Source organism: Flavobacterium enshiense, assembly GCF_040750275.1.
GTDB classification, from domain to species: domain Bacteria; phylum Bacteroidota; class Bacteroidia; order Flavobacteriales; family Flavobacteriaceae; genus Flavobacterium; species Flavobacterium enshiense_B.
The window spans coordinates 91275-115192 of sequence record NZ_JBDOCV010000002.1 but is presented as its reverse complement, the minus strand read 5'-3'; the positions used below and the strand labels follow the sequence as shown (position 1 = coordinate 115192).

Sequence of the window (23918 nt, the reverse complement as noted above, 5' to 3'; positions counted from 1 at the left end):
TTAAACATTTTCACATTTTACAATGATTTATGGTGAAGTGAAGCTAAATCGGATTTCCACTCTTAATAATATCTTTAAATATTAAAATATCTTGACAATTTTGGTTAAATTCGCAACTTCAATGAACTAACAACATAATATCATGAGTAAGAAAGTAGTTATTGTATCGGCTGTTAGAACCCCAATTGGAAGTTTCATGGGAAGTTTATCAACCGTTACAGCTCCACAATTGGGTGCTACAGCAATCAAAGGCGCTTTAAATAAAATAAACTTAGATCCAAATTTAGTAGATGAAGTTTTAATGGGTAATGTGGTTCAGGCTGGTGTTGGTCAGGCTCCTGCTCGTCAAGCTGCTATTTTTGCAGGTCTTCCAAATACTGTTGCCTGTACAACCATAAACAAAGTTTGTGCTTCCGGTATGAAAGCTATTATGCAGGGTGCTCAAGCAATTATGGCCGGTGATGCTGAAGTAGTTGTTGCTGGTGGTATGGAAAACATGAGTTTGATTCCGCACTATGTACATATGAGAAATGGCGCTAAATTTGGCCCAGCTTCTTTATTGGACGGTATGCAAAAAGACGGTTTAACCGATGCTTATGACAACAACGCTATGGGTGTTGCCGCTGATTTATGTGCATCTGAATACAAAATCACTCGTGAAGAACAAGATGCTTTCGCTATTCAATCGTATGAGCGTTCAGCTAAAGCATGGGAAGCAGGAAAATTTGACAATGAAGTAGTTCCTGTCTCTATTCCTCAAAGAAAAGGTGACCCAATTGTTTTTGCAAAAGACGAAGAATACACAAACGTTAAGTTAGATAAAATCCCTGCATTAAACGCAGTATTTACAAAAGAAGGAACTGTAACTGCTGCCAACGCTTCAACTATCAATGACGGAGCTGCTGCTGTAGTTTTAATGAGCGAAGAAAAAGCAAAAGCATTAGGATTAAAACCCTTAGCTTATATCAAGTCGTATGCAGATGCCGCACAAGAACCGAAATGGTTTACTACCGCTCCAGCAAAAGCGTTACCAAAAGCTTTGGACAGGGCAGGAATGTCAATTTCTGATGTAGATTTCTTTGAATTTAATGAAGCTTTCTCGGTTGTAGGATTGGCAAATGCAAAAATCTTGGGCTTAGATAACAATAAAGTAAATATTAACGGTGGTGCTGTTTCTTTAGGTCACCCTCTTGGATGCTCCGGAGCAAGAATCGTTGTTACATTAATTAACGTATTAGAGCAAAACAATGCTAAAATTGGTGCCGCAGCTATTTGTAATGGTGGTGGTGGTGCTTCAGCTATTGTTATCGAAAGAGCATAATCAGTTATAAATTAAGAATTATGAGTTATAAGTTAATCGCTTTTAGAAGTGCAACTTATAACTCATAATTTATAACTCATAATTCCCCTAAATGTTTGCAATCTGTAATCTGGCAATCGTCCCCTTACGTTTTGAACCAAGCGACCGAAGTGAATTAGTTTCACAGGTTTTATTTGGTGAGCATTTCAAAATTTTGGAACAAACTGAAAAATGGTCCAGAATTCAGCTGGCGTTTGATGACTATGAAGGTTGGATTGACAACAAACAATTTCAATTAATTTCGGAATCCAATTACCACCTGCTTTCATCATCACCATTGATTATGAATGCAGACTTGGTCGAATACATCACCACATCCAACAATTATCTGATGCCTATTCCGATTGGAAGCTCCCTTTCTTTTCTGGATAATCCCGAAATAAATACCGCTCAATATACTTTTGAAGGCATGAAGGTTTGCGGGATTAAACCTAAATCGGAATTATTAAAGACAGCATTTATGTATCTGAATGCTCCTTATTTATGGGGAGGAAAAACACCTTTCGGAATTGACTGTTCCGGTTTTACGCAAATGGTTTATAAATTAAACGGTCATTCCATTTTAAGAGATGCTTCACAACAAGCAACTATGGGAGAAGCTTTAAGTTTTATTGAAGAAAGTGAACCTGGTGATTTAGCTTTTTTCGATAACGATGAGGGCAGAATCATTCATGTTGGTATGATCATGGAAAATAACTACATTATTCATGCGCACGGAAAAGTTAGAATCGACCGCTTAGATCATTTAGGCATTTATAATGTTGACACCGGAAGACATACTCACAAACTAAGGGTAATCAAAAAGATTATTTAACAAAATATCACAATAAAAAAACCACGCTAAAAGCGTGGTTTTTTTTATTCATCGATATATCAATGTTATTTTTTAGCCTTTAATGCTTTATGCTTGGCATCCATTTCTAGGAACTGATAAATATTAAGCAACATAGATTTAACTCCTTCATCCTGAGGTTTAAGCTCTAATGCTTTTTCATAATAAGGCATAGCTGCTTTAAACATGTTTTGGCGTTTCGCTTTTAATTCATCATATCTTTTTGCTTCTTTAGCTGACATACCTAATGAATTCATTTCTTTAACGATTTTATCATCTCCGGCGATAGCTAAAGCACCTAAATTATTATAGGCGTTAAAATATTTAGGATCGATTGAAATTACTTTTTCATAGTACTTTTTAGCACCATCAACATCTCCTGTGTTAGTAGAAACAATACCAAGATTAAAATGCAAATCTGCATCATTTGGCTTTTTAGCAAGCGCTTCTAAAATCAATTTCTTATAGGTTACTAAATCTTTAGATTCATAATATAAATTAGCTTCTGCTAAAATCAAATCAGTATCATCCGGATTAAGCGATCTTGCTTCAGAAATTGCTTTTTTAGCTTCATCAGCTCTTCCTTTTTCTAATAAAATTGATGCGTAATTTTTATAAATCTCACCTCTTTTTGAAGGAATTTTTTCATCTCTTGGTTTTTCATGCGTTCCAATTTTGATCGCATTTGCTCTGTCTTTATCAGATCCGAAAGCATCTTCCTGCCCATTAGCTTTGTTCACAGCTAAATAACTTGTTCCTTCTCCAGAGTAATTGATTTTTTTCAGCTCTTCATAATACTTCAGTGCATTATCATAATCTTTTCCCTGAACTGCCAAAATCGAAGCATTATACAAATTCGAAGCATCTGATTTATCTAGATTATAAACAGCTTCAAATATTTTAGCCGATTCTTTAAATTTTGACGCCTGATTCAAACCATAAGCGAACTGAAGCATTGTTGGTTTAAAACTTGTAATTGTTTCATTAATATCTTCAGTATAAACTGCTTTTCCTGATTTTTTCTCAAATGCCAAAACATCATTTAAACCAGTTGCCATCATGTTAATATTAGCTGGCGACAAATTTTTGGCTAAAGCCTGCAAATCGTTTGGATTCTTCATCATAGCTTCATTTAACTCCAAAATTGGCAACATCGCTTTATAAAAATTCGAATAAACCAAGTCTGTTTCAGCTAAACCGGTCATTCCAGACAATTTATTAACATTAGCTTTATAAGAAACCATCTCATCACTCGTCATCTGATCCTTAGCATAAAGCTTTTTCAACGTTTTTAATTCATCTTTCTGAGCGAAAGAAGCTACTGAAAGCATCAAAGTTGATGCCGCTAAAACATATTTAATTCTCATTCTATTTCTGTTTTTGGTTATTCTTGAACATCGTTAGTTTCTACTGAAGCATCCGGGTTTTCATTTTCTAAATCTTCTCCGTTTTCCTCACTTTCTTCTTCACGCATTACTTTACAAACGGCAGCAATACCATCATTGCCTTTAATATTAATTAAACGAACACCTTGCGTAGCGCGTCCCATCACGCGTAAATCGGAAACTTTCATACGAATGGTTAAACCGGATTTGTTGATAATCATCAAATCGTCTTCATCGGTCACACTGTTAATAGCAATAAGTGAGCCAGTTTTTTCTGTAATGTTCAAAGTCTTAACTCCTTTACCGCCGCGGTTAGTGATACGGTATACATCTTCTCCGTCTTCATCAACCAATCGGGTACGTTTTCCATAACCGTTTTCGGTAACCACTAAAATTTGAGAATCGTTTACATGATCCCTGTCAACAGAAACCATTCCGATTACTTCATCATTATCATCGGCTAAAGTAACACCGCGAACTCCCGAAGCCGTTCTTCCCATCGGACGGGTTTTCTCTTCCTCGAAACGAACCAATTTACCAGATTTCACAGCAATCAATACCTGGCTGTTTCCGGTAGTTAATTTTGCTTCTAATAATTCGTCGTCTTCTTTAATGGTAATTGCGGCAACTCCATTAACACGCGGTCTTGAATACGATTCCAAAGCGGTTTTCTTCACCTGACCTTGTTTTGTTACCATGATTACATAATGGTTATTAATGTATTCCTGGTCTTTTAAGTCTTGTGTACAGATGAACGCTTTTACTTTATCATCATTTTCGATGTTGATCAGGTTTTGGATCGCACGACCTTTGCTTGTTTTACTTCCTTCCGGAATTTCATAAACACGCATCCAGAAACATTTTCCTTTTTGCGTGAAGAACAACATATATTGATGGTTGGTCGCCACATACATATGCTCTAAGAAATCCGCATCACGGGTTCCTGCCGATTTTTGCCCAACTCCCCCTCTGTTCTGCGTTTTGTATTCAGAAAGCGGTGTACGCTTGATATAACCTGCGTGTGAAATGGTAATAACCACTTGTTCGTCAGCAATTAAATCCTCGATACTTACATCACCACCAGCATATTCAATCTGTGAACGACGGGCATCTCCATATTTATCTTTGATTTCAGCAAGCTCATCTTTAATTACCTGCATTCTCATTTCTTTGCTTGCCAATAATTCTTTCAAATAAGCAATCAATTTCATGATTTCTTCGTACTCAGCACGTAATTTATCCTGCTCAAGACCTGTTAGTTGACGCAAACGCATTTCAACAATAGCTCTAGCCTGGATTTCAGACAAATTGAATCGTTCAATCAACTTAGCTCTTGCTTCATCACCATCTTTGGAAGAACGAATTAAAGCAATTACTTCATCAATATTATCCGAAGCAATGATTAAACCTTCTAAAATATGTGCTCTTTCTTCCGCTTTACGTAAATCGAATTCCGCTCGACGGGTAACCACCTCATGACGGTGTTCTACGAAATAGTGAATCAAATCTTTCAGATTCAACATTTGCGGACGTCCGTTCACCAATGCGATATTGTTCACACTGAATGACGACTGCAATTGTGTGTACTTATATAAGGTATTCAAGACTACATTCGGAACTGCTTCACGCTTTAACACGTAAACGATACGCATACCGTTTCTGTCCGATTCGTCACGAATAGTAGAAATTCCTTCGATTTTCTTTTCATTAACCAAATCAGCCGTATGTTTGATCATACTTGCTTTATTCACCTGATATGGAATTTCGGTAACGATGATGGATTCACGGCCGTCAACTTCTTCAAAACCTACTTTGGCACGCATAACTACACGTCCGCGGCCGGTTTTAAATGCTTCACGAACACCGTCCATACCATAAATAATACCTCCAGTTGGGAAATCCGGAGCTTTAATGTGTGTGATTAGTTCATCGATTTCAATATCGTTGTTGTCGATATAGGCTAAAGTACCATCGATTACCTCCGTTAAGTTGTGTGGTGCCATATTCGTGGCCATACCTACCGCAATACCAGAAGCTCCGTTAACCAACAAGTTTGGAACTTTGGTTGGCATTACTTTTGGTTCCTCTAACGTATCGTCGAAGTTTAACTGAAAGTCTACCGTTTCTTTATCAATATCAGCCAGCATTTCTTCCGAGAACTTCTTCATTCTTGCCTCGGTATAACGCATTGCTGCCGGACTGTCCCCGTCTACAGAACCGAAGTTCCCCTGACCGTCAACCATCAAATAACGTAAACTCCATTCCTGTGCCATACGAACCATGGCATCATATACTGAACTGTCACCGTGCGGGTGGTACTTACCAAGAACCTCCCCTACAATTCTCGCTGACTTTTTATGTGCTCTGTTTGATAATACTCCTAATTCATACATCCCGAATAATACTCTTCGGTGTACGGGTTTCAAGCCATCTCTAACATCAGGAAGCGCTCTGGATACAATTACCGACATCGAATAATCGATATAGGCTGATTTCATTTCATCCTCAATGTTAATAGGAATTAACTTTTCTCCTTCAGACATAAGTATTTACAATTAAAATTATATTATTTTCTTAACGTGCCAATATACATATTTTTGAAGTAATGCAATAGTAATTTATCCACAATTTTAAGAGATTTATTAACATTAAAAAAGTTTCAAAAAGTTGATAAAACCTGCTATTTTGTCTTTTTTTTCTCGATTTTTTTTCGTCAATTAGCAAATAAGGAAGACTGATTCTGTCAGGTATGATTTTTGCACAGCCATTATAGAATTAGTAAATTTACAGTATAAAGATTTTTGAGATGGACGATAATTTTTCACCAAGAGTTAAAGACGTGATCACCTACAGTAAAGAAGAAGCTTTACGACTGGGGCACGACTTCATTGGTACAGAACATTTAATGCTCGGGATTTTAAGAGATGGTAACGGCACCGCAATCAATATATTGAATAATTTATCGGTGGATTTAGAACATTTACGCCGAAAAATCGAAATCGTTAGCCCTCCAAACCCTAATGCTGACCGAAGTACCGAAAAGAAAAACCTACACTTAACACGTCAGGCAGAACGCGCTTTACGAACTACTTTTCTGGAAGCCAAGGTTTTTCAAAGCACTTCCATTAGTACTGCACACTTATTGTTGTGTATTCTCCGAAACGAGAACGACCCAACCACAAAGTTGCTAAATAAATTAAAAATTGATTACGAACTCGTTAAAGAACAATTTATAGCTATGACATCAAACGAAGAAGACTACATCGATAACTTACCTAAAAACGAGTCATTTAACGACGATTCCGGACAAGATGACAGTTTACGTGACGGCGGATTCAATAATCCGAACGCTCCAGGTAAAGCAAATAAAAAATCAAAAACTCCGGTTTTGGATAATTTCGGACGTGATTTAACCGAATTAGCCGAAGAAGGAAAACTCGATCCGGTTGTAGGCCGTGAAAAAGAAATTGAACGCGTTTCCCAGATTTTAAGCCGAAGAAAGAAAAATAACCCACTTTTAATTGGTGAACCGGGAGTTGGTAAATCTGCCATTGCGGAAGGTTTGGCGCTGCGTATTATCCAGAAGAAAGTATCTCGTATTTTATTCAACAAACGAGTGGTAACATTGGATTTGGCCAGTTTAGTAGCCGGAACCAAATACCGCGGACAGTTTGAAGAGCGTATGAAAGCCGTAATGAACGAGTTGGAGAAAAACGACGACATCATCCTTTTCATTGACGAGATTCATACTATTGTGGGTGCTGGTGGTGCAACCGGTTCTTTGGATGCTTCCAATATGTTTAAACCGGCGTTAGCGCGTGGCGAAATCCAATGTATCGGTGCAACAACTTTAGATGAATACCGTCAGTATATTGAAAAAGACGGTGCTTTGGAACGTCGTTTCCAAAAAGTAATCGTTGAACCTACTTCCGTAGAAGAAACCATTACCATCCTGAACAACATCAAAAATAAATACGAAGATCACCATAACGTAATTTATACTCAAGAAGCTATCGAAGCTTGTGTGAAGTTAACCAATCGTTATATGACCGAGCGTTTCTTGCCGGACAAAGCGATTGATGCTTTAGACGAAGCTGGTTCGCGCGTTCATATTACCAATATCGATGTTCCGAAACAGATTCTGGAATTAGAGAAACAATTGGAAGAAGTTCGTGAGCTTAAAAATTCAGTTGTTAAAAAACAGAAATACGAAGAAGCGGCCAAATTAAGAGATGATGAAAAACGCATCGAAAAAGATTTAGCAATCGCTCAGGAGCAATGGGAAGAAGATTCGAAAAACAACCGAATCACCGTTACCGAAGACAACGTTGCCGATGTGGTTTCCATGATGACCGGAATCCCAGTAAACCGTATTGCACAAACTGAAAGTAATAAATTAGCTCACCTACCGGAACTAATTAAAGGTAAAGTGATTGGACAGGATGAAGCGGTATTAAAAATTGCCAAATCCATCCAAAGAAACCGTGCCGGATTAAAAGATCCTAACAAGCCAATTGGTTCGTTTATTTTCTTAGGTCAGACTGGTGTTGGTAAAACGCAATTGGCTAAAGTTATCGCTAAAGAATTGTTCGATTCGGAAGATGCCTTAGTGCGTATCGACATGAGTGAATACATGGAAAAATTTGCGATTTCCAGATTAGTTGGAGCACCTCCGGGATACGTTGGTTACGAAGAAGGTGGTCAGTTAACTGAAAAAGTTCGTAGAAAACCGTATTGTGTTGTCTTATTGGATGAGATCGAAAAAGCGCATCCGGACGTATTCAACATGATGTTACAAGTTCTAGACGATGGACATTTAACTGATAGTTTAGGGCGCAAAATTGATTTCAGAAACACGATTATCATCATGACTTCCAATGTTGGAGCACGTCAGTTGAAAGATTTCGGAACCGGAGTTGGTTTTGGAACCGCTTCCAAACAAGCGCAGGCTGATGATGTTGCGAAAGGTGTAATCGAAAATGCTTTGAAAAAAGCCTTTGCTCCTGAATTCCTTAACCGTATTGATGACGTAATTGTTTTCAATGCATTAGAGAAAGAACACATCGACTTGATTATCGATATTGAAATGGATAAACTGTACGAGCGTGTTGCTGATTTAGGTTATAAACTAAAATTATCCGAAGAAGCAAAAGATTACATTGCCGAGAAAGGTTTCGACAAACAATTCGGGGCAAGACCTTTAAAAAGAGCGATTCAGAAATATGTTGAAGATGAATTGGCAGAAGAAATCATCACTTCGAAAATAAACATGGGGGATGAAATTTTCATGGATCTGGATAAAGAAAAACAAGAACTGAAAGTTACCATCAAAAAAGCAGAAGAGCCTACTAATTAGTAGGCTTTTTATTTTAAAAAATTTTTATCACTAATCAATTTCATCATAGATTCGCAGATATTTTTTCAATCTGTGGATCTTCGGTTATTTCTAACTTATAAAATTTCAATACTGAAGTTTATATACCTACATTTTGTACAATTACAACTACTACATTTCATTTTTCACTAATTTGCTTGGTATATCAAAAAAAGTAGTACATTAGTTTATTAAAACTTACAAAATGCTGGACAAAGTAATCGTAGGGAGCGAAGAATGGTGCTCCTTCCCTTCCCTTGGAATTCCTGTAATCAAAGCCCGTGTAGATTCGGGTGCCAAAACATCAGCCCTTCATGCCACCAACATCACTCCTTTTGAGAAAAACGGAGAAAATTGGGTAAAATTCGACATCAATCCGATTCAAAATAATTTAAAAGCAGTTATCCATTGCGAAACTCCTTTAGTCGATAAACGTGTGGTTAAAAGTTCCAGTGGATATCGTGAACAGCGTTATGTTATCCGAACATCATTGGAAATTGGGGGAAGCACTTGGGAAGTAGAACTTACTTTAACCAATCGTGATTCCATGGGATTCCGTATGTTGTTAGGCCGTGAAGCAATGTCCGGAAGAATTTTGGTCGATCCGGAACAAAAATATTTATTAGGCCAGCCTACTTCTGAAAAAATAAAAGAATATTATTACGCTGAAGATACAAGCAAAAAAGGCTTACGTATAGGTCTTTTAGCGAGTAATCCCGAATTATACAGCAACAAGAGAATCATGGAAGCCGGTGAAATGCGTGGTCACGAAATGCATTTCCTCAACCTAAAATACTGTTATATGAAACTCGATGCCGATACTCCGGAAATCCATTACCGCGGCGGTCGTGTTTTGAACGATTTTGATGCAGTAATTCCACGTATACGCCCAAGTATGACCTATTACGGCTGTGCTTTGACCCGTCAGTTTGAAGCGTTAAAAGTATTTGCATTGAACAATTCTGCTGCCATTAGTCAATCAAGAGATAAACTATTTTCTTTGCAATTGCTTCTGAATAACGGTGTGGACATTCCAACAACGGGGTTTGCAAATTCTCCTTTAGATACCAACGACCTGATTAAAATGGTTGGCGGTTCACCTTTAATCGTAAAATTACTGGAAGGAACACAAGGAAAAGGAGTCGTTTTAGCCGAAACCAAAAAAGCTGCCGAATCGGTAATCAATGCTTTCAAGAGTCTGAATGCCAATATTTTGGTTCAAGAATTCATCAAAGAAGCCAATGGTAAAGATTTACGCTTATTCGTTGTGGATGGAAAAGTAGTGGCAGCCATGCAGCGCGAAGCACTTCCGGGAGAATTCCGTGCTAACATTCACTTAGGCGGAACAGCATCGGTAGTGAAAGTAACTGCGGAAGAAAAACGAATCGCTATTAAAGCCGCAAAAGCCATGAATTTAAAAGTGGCTGGTGTAGATATAATTCGCTCATCAAAAGGACCTTTGTTATTGGAAGTGAACTCATCTCCTGGTTTGGAAGGAATTGAAGGAGCTACGCAAAAAGATATTGCAGGTGAAATGATTAAAGCGATTGAGAAGAATTTCAAGTGGAAATAAAACAGTTAGCAATTAGCAGTTAGCAATTAGCAGTTAGCAGTTAGCAGTTAGCAGTTAGCAGTTAGCAAAATTAAAATTTATCAGTAATACGAAAACTTTGAAACTTTGAAATAAATGAATCCCTATCTTGACATCATTCTGCGAAGTGTAGCCGTATATTTCTTTATGGTCATCGCTTTACGGATTTTCGGCAAGAAAGAGCTTTCTCAACTCAACACCTCGGATGTTATTCTTATTTTATTGATTAGCAACTCGGTACAAAATGCAATGGTTGGAAGTGACACAAGCCTTTGGGGCGGATTGACAGCAGCCTTTGTTTTATTTTTGATAAACTTTCTACTTAAACGATTGATGTTTAAGTACAAAACCGTGAGCGAATTAATTCACGACAAACCGCAAATCTTAATACACAACGGAAAAGCAGAATTCAAAACGCTCGCCCAGCTCGGAATCACTGCCGATGAATTGCAGGAAGCCATGCGCGAACACGGTGTAGAACATTACAAAGACGTAAAATTAGCCATGCTGGAAATTGACGGAAACATCAGTATAATCTCAGGAGAAAACGAATTGCGTCAAACCCATCATAAAAAAAGAACCCATAAATCTTTAAGTTGATTTCATGAACAAAAACAGACTTGAAGCCTTCAGTGACGGCGTTTTAGCCATTATCATTACCATCATGGTTTTAGAAATGCAAGTGCCTGAAGAAGCAACTTTTGAAGCTTTACTAAAACTGTTCCCTATTTTCATCAGCTATATCCTTAGCTTTATTTATGTTGGAATTTATTGGAACAATCACCATCATATGATGCATACTGTAAAACATGTAACCGGAGGTATTCTTTGGGCAAATTTGCATTTATTGTTTTGGCTTTCCTTAATTCCTTTCGTAACCGCTTGGATCGGAGAACATCATTTTGCACCTTTCCCAATGCTCATGTATGGTTTCATTCTATTAATGTGTGCAATTGCATATTACCTGCTGCAAAATTTAATTATACGGGAGCACGGAACCAATTCAATCTTAGCAAAAGTAGTCGGAAAAGATTACAAAGGAAAAATATCGGTTATTCTATATTTAACAGCAACAATATCAACATATTATCACGAAATAATTTCCGGAATTATTTATGTTTTAGTAGCTTTAATGTGGTTAATTCCAGACAAAAGAATTGAGAAAGCTTTCCAAAAAGAAGAAGAGTAATTGGTTGACTATGTACACTATTTATCACGATTTCACTATAAATGTTTCAAAAGAAACGATTTTTGAAGCGATCAGTACTCCAGAAGGCTTAAACAACTGGTGGACGTTACGCTGTTCCGGAGCACCGGCGCTAAACGAAAAATACAACTTATATTTCGCTGAGGAATACAATTGGTTTGCGGTGATTTCCAAATTTGTTGCCAATGAAGCAATCGAATTTAAAATGACACACGCCATGGCAGAATGGATGCCTACAAGTTTCGGATTCAAGCTAGAAGAGCTAAAACCTAATCAGACTTATGTTCAGTTTTACCATGAAAATTGGAATGAAGTCAGTCAGGAGTTTAGAATTGCCAGTTATTGTTGGGCCAATCTATTGAGACAAATGAAACACTATTTAGAAGACGGAATCATAACTCCTTTTGAACAACGTAATTAATTCACTATGAAAAGTATCCGCTCCCTCTTTATTATTGGAATTTTAATAGCCTCATCCGGGGTTTTCTTCAAAATAATGCACTGGCCATACGCCTCTTTATTACTGATTTTGGGGATGCTTTGTTTGGCAATTGCCGGCATTAAACTGATCATCAAAATTTATAACGATCAAAATCCAAACGGTCTTTTTAAAAAATAAATGCTACAAATTATTACACAATCTAAAAATTCAACAATAAAATTCAAAATCACTTTACTTAAGAGCTTGATTCTGTAAAAAATATTTTATAAATTTATACTTATTTCTGCCTCAGTTGTTTAGCCTAGTTTTTCACATTTAACAAATCAAAACATGAGCATGGAAACATCGACAGCACTTCAAACCCAAATTACCCCAGCACGAATTTTTGAAACCGGAATGGCTTTTTTTTCTTCAAAAGCTTTACTTACTGCCGTTAAATTAGGCGTTTTCACTACACTTGGAGGAAATAAGAAATTAAGCGGAAAAGAAATCCAAAAAACTTTAGGGTTACATGATCGTGGCATTTATGATTTTCTTGACGGATTGGTTTCCATGGGCTTTTTAAACAGGACTGGACTTCTCGAAACCGGATCATATAGCAACACCGAAGAAACCGAATTATTTCTCGATAAAAACAAGCCTACATACGTTGGAGGCATTTTAGAAATGGCTAACGACCGTTTGTTCCGGTTTTGGGCTGATTTAGACGATGCTTTAACCACCGGGCAACCTCAAAATGAATTAAAACGAACAGGTAAATCAATGTTTGATGAATTGTATTCTGATCCGGCACGTCTTAAACAATTTATCCAGGCCATGTCGGGCATTTCAACAGGTAATTTCATTGCATTGGCCAACAAATTTGATTTTTCACCCTATCAAACGCTTTGTGATATCGGAGGTGCCGCGGGAATACTTTCCATTGAAGTTGCCAAACATAACCCTCATATGAATTGCCTTTCATTAGATTTACCACAGGTTGTTCCCATTACAGATGAAACCATTACTAATCACGATGTTAGTGATAAAGTAAAATCCGGAACAATTGACTTTTTTAAAGACGAATTTCCAAAAGCCGACATCATTACCATGGGAATGATACTGCACGATTGGGATCTTGAAAACAAAAAAATGCTGATTAAAAAGGCTTATAACGCTTTACCGGAAGGAGGCGCTTTTATTGCCATCGAATCGCTGATTGATGATGACAGAAGAACAAACACTTTCGGATTAATGATGTCTTTAAATATGCTTATTGAATTCGGGGTAGCTTTTGATTTTTCCGGAGCCGATTTTGAACTATGGGCGAAAGAAGCCGGTTTCAACCGAGTGGAAATCATCCCATTAACAGGACCTGCAAGCGCCGCTATTGCTTATAAATAAACAACTTAACTACTAAAAATCGACACAATGACACTTCTTTCCAAAATTTTGATTGGTTTTGTAGCATTCATCCACTTGTACATTGTTTGGCTCGAAATGTTTGCCTGGACCACACGCGCCAAAAAGGTATTCAGAAGTGTTCCTCCGGATATGTTTGAAAAAACCAAACAAATGGCCGGAAACCAAGGTTTATATAACGGATTTTTAGCTGCAGGATTGATTTGGTCATTACTAATTTACGATCCGTACTGGAGCTTTTATGTAGCCCTGTTTTTTTTAAGCTGTGTTTTCATTGCTGGTGTTTACGGAGCAATTACAGTGCAGCGAACCATTTTTTACGTGCAATCTGTTCCAGCCATTCTGGCTATAATTAGTATTCATTTTATGAAATAACTGTTATGAGAAAAATATTTTTAACCACTATCATATTATTGTGTTGCAACATAGGTGTAGCGCAAAATCTTCCATCTGGTAAAATCGGTTTCACTTCAAAAAGAGACGGAAACTACGAAATTTACACAATGACTTCAGACGGAAACAATACAATCAATCTTTCCAACAATCCAAAAACAGATTACGGTTTCGCCTGGTCGTATGATGGCCGCAAGATTTTGTTTTACACCAATCGTGATGGAAACGACGAAATTTATATGATGAAAAGCAACGGTAAATCACAGATCAACCTTACCAATAATAGTGCTAACGACAGAATACCTTCTTTTTCAAACGATAATTCCAAAATTGTTTTTATTTCCGACAGAAGTAATAACAGTGGTGATATTTTCATAATGGATGCCGATGGAAAAAATACAACACAAATAACTAGTAACGAATATTTTGAAGAATCTCCATCTTTTTCAAACAACAGCAAGAAGCTAATATTCACCCGAGAACTAAAAGATGCAAACAATCCGAGAACTTCAGGAAATGGCGAGATCTTCTCCATCGATTTAAAAACAAAACAAGAAACTCGGCTTACCAACAAAGAAGGCTACGATTCCGGAGCGACTTTTTCACCAAACGGAAAGAAAATAGCTTTTTACGGTTATGATAAAAACACAAAATTTTACGATATCTACTTAATGAATCCGGACGGCAGCCAACTTGAAAAACTAACCGATGATGCTCAGGAAGACTACTCTCCCACTTGGTCTCCAGACGGAAACTGGTTAGCTTTTACCCGAGGTGATTCCAAAAACTATGACATTTGGATTATAAACATCACAACCAAAGAGCTCAAACGCCTTACCGATCATCCTACAAGAGATGAAACACCATTTTGGTGTCCGCAAGAATAAAAAAAGCCCGTTGATAAGTCAACGGGCTTTTTTATGATTTATAAACAGTTACTCCAACACTTCGTTATCCAACTGCAAACTGTTTAAGAACGCAATTGAGTTTTCAATATCGTAATGTAAAATTCTGTCTTCTTCCACCAACGGCACTTCTGCTCTGTATGATTTTAAAAAAGTTTCGATGAATTCACTTGATTTTAAAGGTCTTCTGAATTCGATAGCTTGTGAAGCGTTCATCAACTCAATAGCTAAAATACGCTCAAGGTTTTCCATGATTTTCAAGCATTTTGTTGCTCCGTTAGCCCCCATACTTACATGATCTTCCTGTCCGTTAGACGAAACAATACTGTCTATACTTGCCGGAGTTGCCAATTGTTTGTTCTGGCTCACGATACTTGCAGCCGTATACTGAGGAATCATAAACCCGGAATTTAAACCAGGATTACTTACCAAAAACGCTGGCAATTCTCTTAATCCAGAAATTAACTGATAGGTTCTTCTTTCGGAAATGTTTCCTAATTCAGCTAAAGCGATTCCTAAAAAGTCTAATGCTAAAGCTAAAGGCTGTCCGTGGAAATTACCTCCTGATACGATCAAATCTTCTCCAACAAAAATGTTCGGATTATCGGTTACAGAATTAATCTCCGTCTTAAATACTTTCTTCACATAATCAATCGTATCTTTCGAAGCACCATGTACTTGCGGAATACAACGGAAAGAATACGGATCCTGAACGTGTGCTTTCGGACGCGCAATAATTTCACTGTCTTCCAACAATTCATGAAAACGTCTCGCTGTATTAATTTGTCCTTTGTGCGGACGAACAATATGAATCAATTCATTGAACGGATCGATTCTTCCGTCGAAACCTTCTAAGGAAATTGCTCCAATTACATCTGCTAAATACGAATATTTGCAAGCTTTCAATAAAATATAACAACCATATGAACTCATGAATTGGGTTCCGTTCAACAAGGCTAACCCTTCTTTTGACTGTAATGTGATTGGTTTCCAGTTATTTTTCTCCAACACTTTCATGGCTGGCTGGCGGAATCCGTCTGCATATACTTCACCCTCACCAATCAATGGCAAACATAAATGCGCCAATGGTGCCAAATCTCCTGAAGCTCCTAATGAGCCTTGCGTGTAAACCACCGGAAGAATATCGTTATTGTAAAAATCGATTAAACGTTCCACAGTAGCTAATTGCACACCGGAATTTCCATAGCTCAATGATTTGATTTTCAGCAACAACATAATTTTCACAATTTCATGCGGTACCTCGTCACCGGTTCCGCAAGCGTGTGATTTCATTAAGTTTTCCTGAAGTTGAGACAGATTCTCGTTGGAAATCTTAACATTACAAAGTGAACCAAAGCCTGTATTGATTCCGTAAATAGGATCACCGTGAGTTTCCATTTTTTTATCAAGATACAAACGGCATTTTTCAATGTTAATGCGGGCTTCCTCCGATAATTCAAGTGTATGATTTTGTGAAATAATTTCATGAAGAAGTTCTAACGAAAAAACATCAGAGCTAATATAGTGTACTGTTTCCATTCTAATTGTTAGTTTGCGGCTCAAAATTCCGTAAAAAGCCGCTAAAATGCAAGCATATTTATTAGTATTTCGTTATGAAATTTTGTCGTCTATTTTTTTTACATTTGGGCAACTAAATAGCTATTAAACATGAAAAACACACTTTACTTATTATTGGTTATACTGTTAGCCTCCTTTTCCGCACCAAAGGAAACAGTTACGGTTTCAGGAAAAATAACCAACACTGACGACGGTAAACTGCGTATCAAAGGTGAATCTTTTGAAAAAGAAATCACTTTAAAAGCAGATGGTTCTTTCTCAGAAACCTTTCAAATTGATTATGCAGGAAGTTATAATCTGATGACTAAAAACAACCGTTCGTCTTTATTCTTAGGCAAAAACACTAAGTTGACAATTAATGCTGACGACAAGAATTTTACAACTACTTTGAAGTTTTCAGGAAACGGAAGTACCGAAAATCAATATTTTACAGATAAAGTTGCTGCTGTTAACAAGTTAATGGTGAATCAGCAAGAGTTTTTTGCTTTGGAAGAAGCTGCTTTTCTTGCTAAGCTGAAAGAAGTTAGAACAACAATGACCGATTTATTGAATAAAGCTAAAATTTCCGATGTTGCTTTCAAGAAAAACGAATTAAAAAGTATTGGTTATTTTGAACAGCTTCAGCTTTTAAATTACCCGGCATATCACAAACATTATGCTAAAAAAGAAAGTTTTACACCTTCTGATGCTTTTCCGAAATTCGATGAAAAAACAGATTTGGACAACGAAGCAGATTTCTTATTTTCATCTTCTTACAAACAATTGGTTGCTACAAAATTCAACAACGAGTTATACAAGCAATTAGGAGAAAACGACGAGTACACCTATAAATTGGCTTTACCGGAAATCAAAAAACTGAAAAGTACCGCTATCAAAAATGCTCATTTACAAAATGTTGCCTATGAAGTTGGCGCCGGAAACCCGGAAGCTTCCATGCTTTATAACGAAATCATGACGCTTTCAACAGACGCTAAATTCAAAGAAAATCTTACTGCAAAATTCAACAAAATCAGCTCGTTAACACTTGGAAAACCTTCTCCAAAATTTGATTATGAAAATTTCAAAGGTGGAAAAACGTCTTTAGAAAGTTTAAAAGGGAAATACGTATACATTGATGTTTGGGCTACTTGGTGTGGGCCTTGCCGTCGTGAAATTCCAAGTCTACAAAAAGTAGAAGAACAATATCACGGAAAAAATATTGAATTCGTCAGTATGTCTATTGACACGAAAAAAGATTACGAAAAATGGAGAAAATTCGTAGAGGAAAAAAAGTTAGGTGGAATTCAATTATTTGCTGATAACGACTGGAATTCTAAATTCGTTCAGGATTACGGTATTGAAGGTATTCCGAGATTTATTTTGGTTGATCCGAACGGAAACATCGTTTCTGCAGATGCTCCTCGCCCATCAGATCCTAAATTAGTAGCTAAATTTGAGGAATTGGGAATCAAATAAATTAAAATCTAAGATTTGAAAATTAAGACTGTTTCATCATGAGACAGTCTTTTTTTATGCATTCAATGTCAGGAAAGCTTTTCCTAAATAATTTAGTATATCCGATGCAATAAAAGAATGATAACCTGTTTCGGGAACAGCTAAATCTGAAGTCAGGCCATGAAGATAGACCCCTAAAACAGCAGCATCAGCCGGTGTATAATCCTGAGCGAGCAAGCCCGTAATTATACCCGTAAGAACATCACCACTTCCCGCGGTCGCTAAAGCCTGATTTCCGGTTGTATTCTGATAAACCGTATCTCCGTAAACAATTAATGTAGGAGCTCCTTTCACTACGGTAACCACGTCATATTTAACTGAAAACGACTGCACTTTCTCAAGCATTTCACCATCGAAATTCCAATCACCAATTAAACGTCGCAATTCCTTTAAATGCGGTGTTAAAATGGTCTGTTTCGGAAGTATTTCAAGCCATTCCTTGTTCTCGGAAAGAATATTTAAACCATCAGCATCAATAACCAACGGAACTTTGTTCATCTTCAGAAAGTGAAACATTGCCTGATGGGTATCTGCATGAGTTCCTAATCCCATTCCAAATCCAATAGCCTGCAAATTAAGCTTATGATTGACCGTGATAATATGTTCGTTATAGTCATCCGTTAACACCATAACTTCCGGAACTACCGATTGCACAATTTCGTAACCACATTTAGGGACATAAGCCGTAACCAAACCGGCACCAGATTTCAAACACGCTTTTACGGAAAGACATACTGATCCTATCTTTCCATAACTTCCACCCACAATAAGGGCATGTCCCTGAACACCTTTATGACTGTTTTCTGAGATTGGACGGAAGCGTTTTAAAGCTTCATTTCTGTCAATTAATAAATTTGTTTCCATACCATAAATTTACGAAAAATGCTACTTTTTAAAATTATTTTCTGCAAAAAAGATTTTCTATTGTAAAAAGAAGTACATTTGTATCATGTTGAGTAACAATCATTCATACAGCATTCCTGCGACAATCGGTTCTTCGATTGCGAATTCTGCTGCACTTACATCAACGACCACTACAACAACTACCACTACCCCAATCGGGGTATAATCATTTCATATAATCCGTTTGCGTACGTGTATTTTTTACACGGCAACAGTTGTTTTATCAACTCACAGTTTTATTTATCAAATTTCAATCTGTAAGCAAGTCATTTTTTGAAAGCAGATTGATTAAAACGTAATTATCATGAAAGTTTTAAAGTTTGGTGGTACTTCAGTTGCCAACCCTCAAAACATAGCACAATGCATCTCTGTTATAAACGGAATTGCAGGAAAAAAAATAGTTGTTGTATCCGCTTTAGGCGGTGTTACTGATATTCTTATTGATGCCATCAGTAAAGCCCAAAACAAAAATAATGACTTTAAAAACATAGTAAAAAATCTCAAAAACAGACATTTAGAAACCGTAGAAAGGCTTCTTGAAAACAAAAACCATAAAGTGATTTTCGCTTATATCGACGACTGTTTTTCACACATTAACACTTTGTTAGAGGGTTGCTTTCTGCTTGGTGAAATATCTGAAAAATCAAAGGATGTTTTGCTTTCATATGGCGAATTGCTTTCTTCAAGAATTATTTATGAAAAGCTGAAACAAGATGCGTATAACGTGGCTTATATCGACAGCCGACAGCTCATCAGTACTGATTCTAATTTCGGAAATGCTACAGTGAATTTCGAAATCACTGATTATTCCATTCAATATTATTTCGATAAAAATCAGTCGGAAATAGTAATTATGCCCGGGTTTATTGCCGAAGATTCCAATGAAAACACTACAACTTTAGGCAGAGGCGGATCAGATTATACTGCTGCTATTTTAGCCGCTGCTTTAGATGCCGAACAACTCGAAATCTGGACTGACGTAAGCGGTATGTTTACAGCTAATCCTAAAATTGTAAAACAAGCCAAGCCTATTGCTCATATTTCCTATAAAGAAGCCATGGAATTGTCTCATTTTGGAGCAAAAGTGCTGTATGCACCAACAATTCAGCCCGCATTAAACCGCAATATCCCGATTCTCATTAAAAACACATTTGAACCTGAAGCGCAAGGAACCTTCATTTCCAATGAAAATCATCAGAATCACAATCCGGTAAAAGGAATCAGTCACATCGAAAACATTGCATTGATTACTTTGGAAGGCACCGGCTTAATTGGTATTTATGGTGCTTCCAAACGACTATTTGGAGCCATTGCCAAGGAAAAGATTAATGTTATTTTTATCACTCAGGCTTCATCCGAACATTCGATTTGTATTGGTATTGCTGAAAATGACGCGAATAAAGCAAAACAAGCCATCAATGAAGAATTCGTTTATGAAATAAAACAGCTTAAAATCAAGCCTGCACTTGTTGAAACGAACCTAAGCATCATTGCTGTTGTCGGTGAAAACATGAAAAATCATCAGGGATTGAGTGGTAAGATGTTCAGCGCATTGGGAAAAAACAATGTGAATATCAGAGCAATAGCCCAAGGTGCTTCGGAACGTAACATTTCGGCAGTAATTGATAAAAAAGACGCAAAAAAAGCACTCAACACCTTACATGAAAAATTCTTTGAAGACAATGTAAAACAACTCAATCTTTTCATTAGCGGCGTGGGCAATGTGGGCAGCAAGTTCATTGAACAAATTCAGCAGCAACGCAAATACCTGAAAGAGAATTTGAAGATTAATGTTCGTGTCATTGCGCTTTCAAATTCCAAAAAAATGTTTTTCAGCGAAGACGGAATCCCGCTTGAAAACTGGAAAGATCTTCTCGAAAACGGAGAAATTGCCTGCATTAACGAATTCATTTCCAAAGCAGAGCAACTGAATTTACGCAACAGTATTTTCATCGATAATACTGCAAATGAAAATATTGCATCTGTTTACAATCGTTTTTTAAAACAAAACATTTCGGTTGTGACTTGCAACAAAATTGCGTGCTCTTCCGATTATGAAAATTATAAAAACCTTAAAACACTTTCAAAAAAATATAATGCTTCATTTTTATTCGAAACTAATGTTGGTGCAGGTTTACCGATTATAGACACACTCAAAAACCTGATTGCATCCGGAGATAAAGTGCATAAAATACAAGCGGTTTTGTCCGGAAGTTTGAATTTCATCTTTAATAATTTTAATGCCGATTACAGTTTTCATGATGTTGTAAAACAAGCCGGAATTGAAGGCTACACTGAGCCAGATCCAAAAATCGATTTAAGCGGTATAGATGTGATGCGCAAAATTTTAATCCTGATTCGCGAAAGCGGTTATGAAATGGAAATTGACCAAATCCAAAACGATTCCTTTTTACCTAAAGAAGTGTTGGAAGCTGAATCCATTGCAGAATTTTATAAGAATCTGGAAAAACAGGAAATGTATTTTAAAAACCTCTATCAAAAGGCGCTTTCTGAAAACTGTCGTTTAAAATATGTAGCTGAATTTGAAAACGGTCAGGCAAAAGTAGGCCTGCAACTCATTGAAAAAGAACATCCTTTTTACAATTTAGAAGGCAAAGACAATATCGTTTTGTTTTACACAGACCGTTATTCAGAACAGCCCTTACTAATAAAAGGAGCCGGAGCCGGAGCTGCTGTAACTGCTTCAGGAATTTTTGCCGATGTAATTAGAATCGGGAACATTTAATTTAGAAAAACATGAACAGTATAAAATTATTTTGCCCTGCCACTGTAGCCAATATTTGTTGCGGATTTGACGTATTAGGTCTTTGTTTGAGTACCATAGGCGATGAAATGATTATTCATAAAACCCAAGAAAAAGGAGTTCGGATCACTAAAATTACCGGAGATGATTTGCCTTTTGAAACCGAAAGAAATGTAGCGGGAGTTGCAGCTTTGGCACTTTTAAAAGAAATAAAAACGGATTTTGGTTTCGATATCGAAATCCATAAAAAAATAAAAGCCGGAAGTGGCATAGGAAGTTCTGCTGCCAGTGCTTCCGGAGCTGTTTTCGGAATCAATGAATTATTAGGAAAACCTTTTTCAAGAAAAGAACTCGTCCAATTTGCCATGAAAGGTGAAGCTTTAGCCAGTGGTAGTGAACATGCCGATAATGTCGCTCCGGCACTTTTGGGTGGATTTACTTTAGTTCGGGGCTACAATCCTTTGGATGTGATTCGGATTGAAAGCCCATCAGAATTATATGCAACTGTGATTCACCCTCAAATTGAACTGAAAACCTCGGAAATGCGCGTTGTTTTAAAACCTGAAATTTCGTTAAAAAGTGCCATTTCACAATGGGGAAATCTTGGCGGATTGATTGCCGGGTTGTACACTGAAGATTATGATTTGATTCAGCGTTCTTTACACGACGAAATTATTGAGCCGCTGCGAAGCCCATTTATCCCTAACTTTGATTTAATCAAAAAAGCTGCTTTGGAAAACGGTGCTTTAGGATGTGGAATCTCAGGTTCAGGACCTTCAATTTTCACTTTAAATAAGGGTATTGAAACAGCTAAAAATGTTGCTTTTGTTATGAATGAACTATTTTACAAAACCGATATTCCATTTGAAATACATGTGTCAAAAATAGATCCGCAAGGCATTCAAATAATCAACCAAGAAAACTAGCGCATGAAATATTACAGTCTAAATAACAAACAGCACAAAGTTACTTTTCAGCAAGCTTTACTCAACAGTTTGGCTCCCGATAACGGCTTGTATTTTCCGGAAACCATCACAGCACTTCCCTCCTCTTTTTTTGCCACAATTGAACAACTCAATCCGGAAAAAATCGCATTTGAAGTTATCCGTCAATTCATCGGAAATGAAATCCCTAAAGCTAATTTAAAACAAATCATAAAAGAAACTTTGTGCTTTGAATTTCCGATTATTCAGATAGCCGAAAACAGCTATTCACTCGAATTATATCACGGTCCGACGATGGCTTTTAAAGATGTTGGCGCGCGATTTATGTCACGTTGTCTCGCCTATTTCAATCAGCAAAGTGATAAAAAGACAACAATTTTAGTGGCCACTTCAGGAGATACCGGCGGCGCGGTTGCCAATGGTTTTTTAGGCGCTGAAAACACCAATGTCATGATTCTTTACCCAAGCGGAAAAGTGAGTGATTTTCAGGAACTACAACTTACGACACTCGGTAAAAACATTACAGCACTGGAAGTTAACGGTACTTTTGACGACTGTCAGGCGATGGTAAAAAAAGCATTTTCAGATCCTAATTTAAAGACTAAAAACCTAACATCTGCCAATTCCATCAATATTGCGCGCTGGCTTCCGCAACTCTTTTATTTCTTTTTCGCTTATCGTGAACTTAAAAAACACGGAAAATCTATTATACTTTCCTGTCCAAGTGGTAATTTCGGGAATCTTTGCGCCGGAATTCTGGCAAAAAAGCTCGGTTTACCCATTGCACATTTTGTTGCGGCAACCAATGCTAATGATACTGTTCCGCGATTTCTTGCCTATGGAGATTATCAGCCAAATGAGACCATTGCAACTTTGTCAAACGCGATGGATGTGAGCAATCCAAGTAATTTTATCAGAATTCAGGAACTTTACAACCATGATTTAAACACATTCCAAAAAGATTTTTCAGCATATTCCTTTACGGATGAAGAAACAAAATCGGCAATGCAATTTCTGCATGAGAATCATCAGTATATCGCTGAACCACACGGTGCAATTGGCTACTTAGGGCTTCAGGAAGAATTGAAAAAGCAACCGGATGCCATTGGTGTTTTTCTGGAAACAGCGCATCCGATTAAATTTGCCGAAATTGTAGAAACAACTTTACAGGTCAATCTGTCTATTCCAGAACAGTTCAAAAGCTTATCGGATAAAGAAAAAACGAGCATCAAAATAGCAACCTATCAACAACTGAAAGATTATTTACTATCATAATTTCGTGTTTTAACTGCTTTGTAACTCCGTAAAAAATCGGTACATTAGCGCTCGAAAATAATTTTACAAC

At 37.1% G+C, this 23918-nt stretch carries 19 protein-coding genes; 15 read left to right on the top strand and 4 right to left on the bottom strand.

Annotated features, from left to right (window positions below; genetic code table 11):
• Positions 1-142: 142 nt before the first annotated feature.
• Positions 143-1321 (top strand): acetyl-CoA C-acyltransferase, encoded by a 1179-nt coding sequence (locus ABGT15_RS03220; RefSeq protein ID WP_367229979.1) that lies wholly within the window; start codon positions 143-145, stop codon positions 1319-1321.
• A 91-nt stretch (positions 1322-1412) separates the two neighbouring features.
• Complete coding sequence (locus tag ABGT15_RS03215) at positions 1413-2174, top strand: NlpC/P60 family protein (protein WP_367229978.1); 762 nt, start codon at positions 1413-1415, stop codon at positions 2172-2174.
• Between the two features lie 65 nt (positions 2175-2239).
• Here the strand turns inward: ABGT15_RS03215 and ABGT15_RS03210 are convergent, their stop codons facing one another.
• Complete coding sequence (locus ABGT15_RS03210) at positions 2240-3559, bottom strand: tetratricopeptide repeat protein (RefSeq protein ID WP_367229977.1); 1320 nt, start codon at positions 3557-3559, stop codon at positions 2240-2242.
• A 17-nt stretch (positions 3560-3576) separates the two neighbouring features.
• The gene (gene gyrA, locus ABGT15_RS03205) at positions 3577-6120 is read right to left on the bottom strand and encodes a DNA gyrase subunit A (protein ID WP_367229976.1); all 2544 of its coding nucleotides are present in this window, start codon (positions 6118-6120) and stop codon (positions 3577-3579) included.
• Positions 6121-6383: 263 nt separating this feature from the next.
• On the opposite strand from gyrA, the gene ABGT15_RS03200 reads away from it, so the two are divergent.
• The 9 genes from ABGT15_RS03200 to ABGT15_RS03160 all read left to right on the top strand — a co-directional run bounded on the left by ABGT15_RS03200 (position 6384) and on the right by ABGT15_RS03160 (position 14872).
• Positions 6384-8933, top strand: coding sequence for an ATP-dependent Clp protease ATP-binding subunit (locus tag ABGT15_RS03200; protein WP_367229975.1), 2550 nt, complete (start codon positions 6384-6386; stop codon positions 8931-8933).
• Between the two features lie 223 nt (positions 8934-9156).
• Positions 9157-10524 carry a 30S ribosomal protein S6--L-glutamate ligase gene (gene rimK, locus ABGT15_RS03195; RefSeq protein ID WP_367229974.1) on the top strand — a complete coding sequence of 456 codons (1368 nt, stop codon included), beginning with the start codon at positions 9157-9159 and terminating at the stop codon, positions 10522-10524.
• A 114-nt stretch (positions 10525-10638) separates the two neighbouring features.
• On the top strand, positions 10639-11142 hold the full coding sequence (locus ABGT15_RS03190) for a DUF421 domain-containing protein (RefSeq protein ID WP_367229973.1): 504 nt from the start codon (positions 10639-10641) through the stop codon (positions 11140-11142).
• 4 nt (positions 11143-11146) lie between these two features.
• Positions 11147-11731, top strand: coding sequence for a TMEM175 family protein (locus ABGT15_RS03185; RefSeq protein WP_367229972.1), 585 nt, complete (start codon positions 11147-11149; stop codon positions 11729-11731).
• A gap of 10 nt (positions 11732-11741) precedes the next feature.
• Positions 11742-12170: an SRPBCC family protein gene (locus tag ABGT15_RS03180; RefSeq protein ID WP_367229971.1), complete on the top strand. Its 429-nt coding sequence runs from the start codon at positions 11742-11744 to the stop codon at positions 12168-12170.
• Positions 12171-12176: 6 nt separating this feature from the next.
• Positions 12177-12368, top strand: coding sequence for a GldL-related protein (locus tag ABGT15_RS03175; protein ID WP_367229970.1), 192 nt, complete (start codon positions 12177-12179; stop codon positions 12366-12368).
• Between the two features lie 159 nt (positions 12369-12527).
• Entirely contained in the window at positions 12528-13574 is a 1047-nt protein-coding gene (locus ABGT15_RS03170) for a methyltransferase (RefSeq protein WP_367229969.1), read from the top strand.
• 27 nt (positions 13575-13601) lie between these two features.
• Positions 13602-13967: a DUF1304 domain-containing protein gene (locus tag ABGT15_RS03165; RefSeq protein ID WP_367229968.1), complete on the top strand. Its 366-nt coding sequence runs from the start codon at positions 13602-13604 to the stop codon at positions 13965-13967.
• A gap of 5 nt (positions 13968-13972) precedes the next feature.
• Positions 13973-14872 carry a TolB family protein gene (locus ABGT15_RS03160; protein WP_367229967.1) on the top strand — a complete coding sequence of 300 codons (900 nt, stop codon included), beginning with the start codon at positions 13973-13975 and terminating at the stop codon, positions 14870-14872.
• Positions 14873-14920: 48 nt separating this feature from the next.
• Here the strand turns inward: ABGT15_RS03160 and hutH are convergent, their stop codons facing one another.
• Complete coding sequence (gene hutH, locus ABGT15_RS03155) at positions 14921-16429, bottom strand: histidine ammonia-lyase (protein ID WP_367229966.1); 1509 nt, start codon at positions 16427-16429, stop codon at positions 14921-14923.
• Positions 16430-16558: 129 nt separating this feature from the next.
• On the opposite strand from hutH, the gene ABGT15_RS03150 reads away from it, so the two are divergent.
• The gene (locus ABGT15_RS03150; RefSeq protein WP_367229965.1) at positions 16559-17923 is read left to right on the top strand and encodes a redoxin family protein; all 1365 of its coding nucleotides are present in this window, start codon (positions 16559-16561) and stop codon (positions 17921-17923) included.
• A gap of 54 nt (positions 17924-17977) precedes the next feature.
• On the opposite strand, the gene ABGT15_RS03145 is transcribed toward ABGT15_RS03150, so the two are convergent.
• The gene (locus tag ABGT15_RS03145; RefSeq protein WP_367229964.1) at positions 17978-18826 is read right to left on the bottom strand and encodes an NAD(P)H-hydrate dehydratase; all 849 of its coding nucleotides are present in this window, start codon (positions 18824-18826) and stop codon (positions 17978-17980) included.
• Positions 18827-19169: 343 nt separating this feature from the next.
• Here ABGT15_RS03145 and thrA point away from each other — a divergent pair, with 343 nt between their 5' ends.
• From thrA to thrC, 3 genes are read left to right on the top strand one after another with little or no spacing between them, the layout of a single operon-like run.
• Entirely contained in the window at positions 19170-21611 is a 2442-nt protein-coding gene (gene thrA / locus ABGT15_RS03140; RefSeq protein ID WP_367229963.1) for a bifunctional aspartate kinase/homoserine dehydrogenase I, read from the top strand.
• An 11-nt stretch (positions 21612-21622) separates the two neighbouring features.
• Positions 21623-22555: a homoserine kinase gene (locus ABGT15_RS03135; RefSeq protein WP_367229962.1), complete on the top strand. Its 933-nt coding sequence runs from the start codon at positions 21623-21625 to the stop codon at positions 22553-22555.
• Between the two features lie 3 nt (positions 22556-22558).
• Positions 22559-23848 (top strand): threonine synthase, encoded by a 1290-nt coding sequence (gene thrC, locus ABGT15_RS03130; protein ID WP_367229961.1) that lies wholly within the window; start codon positions 22559-22561, stop codon positions 23846-23848.
• Positions 23849-23918: the final 70 nt, after the last annotated feature.

Excerpts from the sequence above, each read along its gene's own strand:
- ABGT15_RS03220 (WP_367229979.1), top strand. The coding sequence starts at position 143 with ATGAGTAAGAAAGTAGTTATTGTATCGGCTGTTAGAACCCCAATTGGA.
- ABGT15_RS03210 (WP_367229977.1), bottom strand. The coding sequence starts at position 3,559 with ATGAGAATTAAATATGTTTTAGCGGCATCAACTTTGATGCTTTCAGTA.
- ABGT15_RS03135 (WP_367229962.1), top strand. The coding sequence starts at position 21,623 with ATGAACAGTATAAAATTATTTTGCCCTGCCACTGTAGCCAATATTTGT.
- ABGT15_RS03190 (WP_367229973.1), top strand. The coding sequence starts at position 10,639 with ATGAATCCCTATCTTGACATCATTCTGCGAAGTGTAGCCGTATATTTC.
- gyrA (WP_367229976.1), bottom strand. The coding sequence starts at position 6,120 with ATGTCTGAAGGAGAAAAGTTAATTCCTATTAACATTGAGGATGAAATG.
- ABGT15_RS03150 (WP_367229965.1), top strand. The coding sequence starts at position 16,559 with ATGAAAAACACACTTTACTTATTATTGGTTATACTGTTAGCCTCCTTT.
- ABGT15_RS03160 (WP_367229967.1), top strand. The coding sequence starts at position 13,973 with ATGAGAAAAATATTTTTAACCACTATCATATTATTGTGTTGCAACATA.
- ABGT15_RS03200 (WP_367229975.1), top strand. The coding sequence starts at position 6,384 with ATGGACGATAATTTTTCACCAAGAGTTAAAGACGTGATCACCTACAGT.
- hutH (WP_367229966.1), bottom strand. The coding sequence starts at position 16,429 with ATGGAAACAGTACACTATATTAGCTCTGATGTTTTTTCGTTAGAACTT.
- rimK (WP_367229974.1), top strand. The coding sequence starts at position 9,157 with ATGCTGGACAAAGTAATCGTAGGGAGCGAAGAATGGTGCTCCTTCCCT.
- ABGT15_RS03215 (WP_367229978.1), top strand. The coding sequence starts at position 1,413 with ATGTTTGCAATCTGTAATCTGGCAATCGTCCCCTTACGTTTTGAACCA.
- ABGT15_RS03170 (WP_367229969.1), top strand. The coding sequence starts at position 12,528 with ATGGAAACATCGACAGCACTTCAAACCCAAATTACCCCAGCACGAATT.
- ABGT15_RS03180 (WP_367229971.1), top strand. The coding sequence starts at position 11,742 with ATGTACACTATTTATCACGATTTCACTATAAATGTTTCAAAAGAAACG.
- thrC (WP_367229961.1), top strand. The coding sequence starts at position 22,559 with ATGAAATATTACAGTCTAAATAACAAACAGCACAAAGTTACTTTTCAG.
- ABGT15_RS03165 (WP_367229968.1), top strand. The coding sequence starts at position 13,602 with ATGACACTTCTTTCCAAAATTTTGATTGGTTTTGTAGCATTCATCCAC.
- thrA (WP_367229963.1), top strand. The coding sequence starts at position 19,170 with ATGAAAGTTTTAAAGTTTGGTGGTACTTCAGTTGCCAACCCTCAAAAC.
- ABGT15_RS03185 (WP_367229972.1), top strand. The coding sequence starts at position 11,147 with ATGAACAAAAACAGACTTGAAGCCTTCAGTGACGGCGTTTTAGCCATT.
- ABGT15_RS03145 (WP_367229964.1), bottom strand. The coding sequence starts at position 18,826 with ATGGAAACAAATTTATTAATTGACAGAAATGAAGCTTTAAAACGCTTC.
- ABGT15_RS03175 (WP_367229970.1), top strand. The coding sequence starts at position 12,177 with ATGAAAAGTATCCGCTCCCTCTTTATTATTGGAATTTTAATAGCCTCA.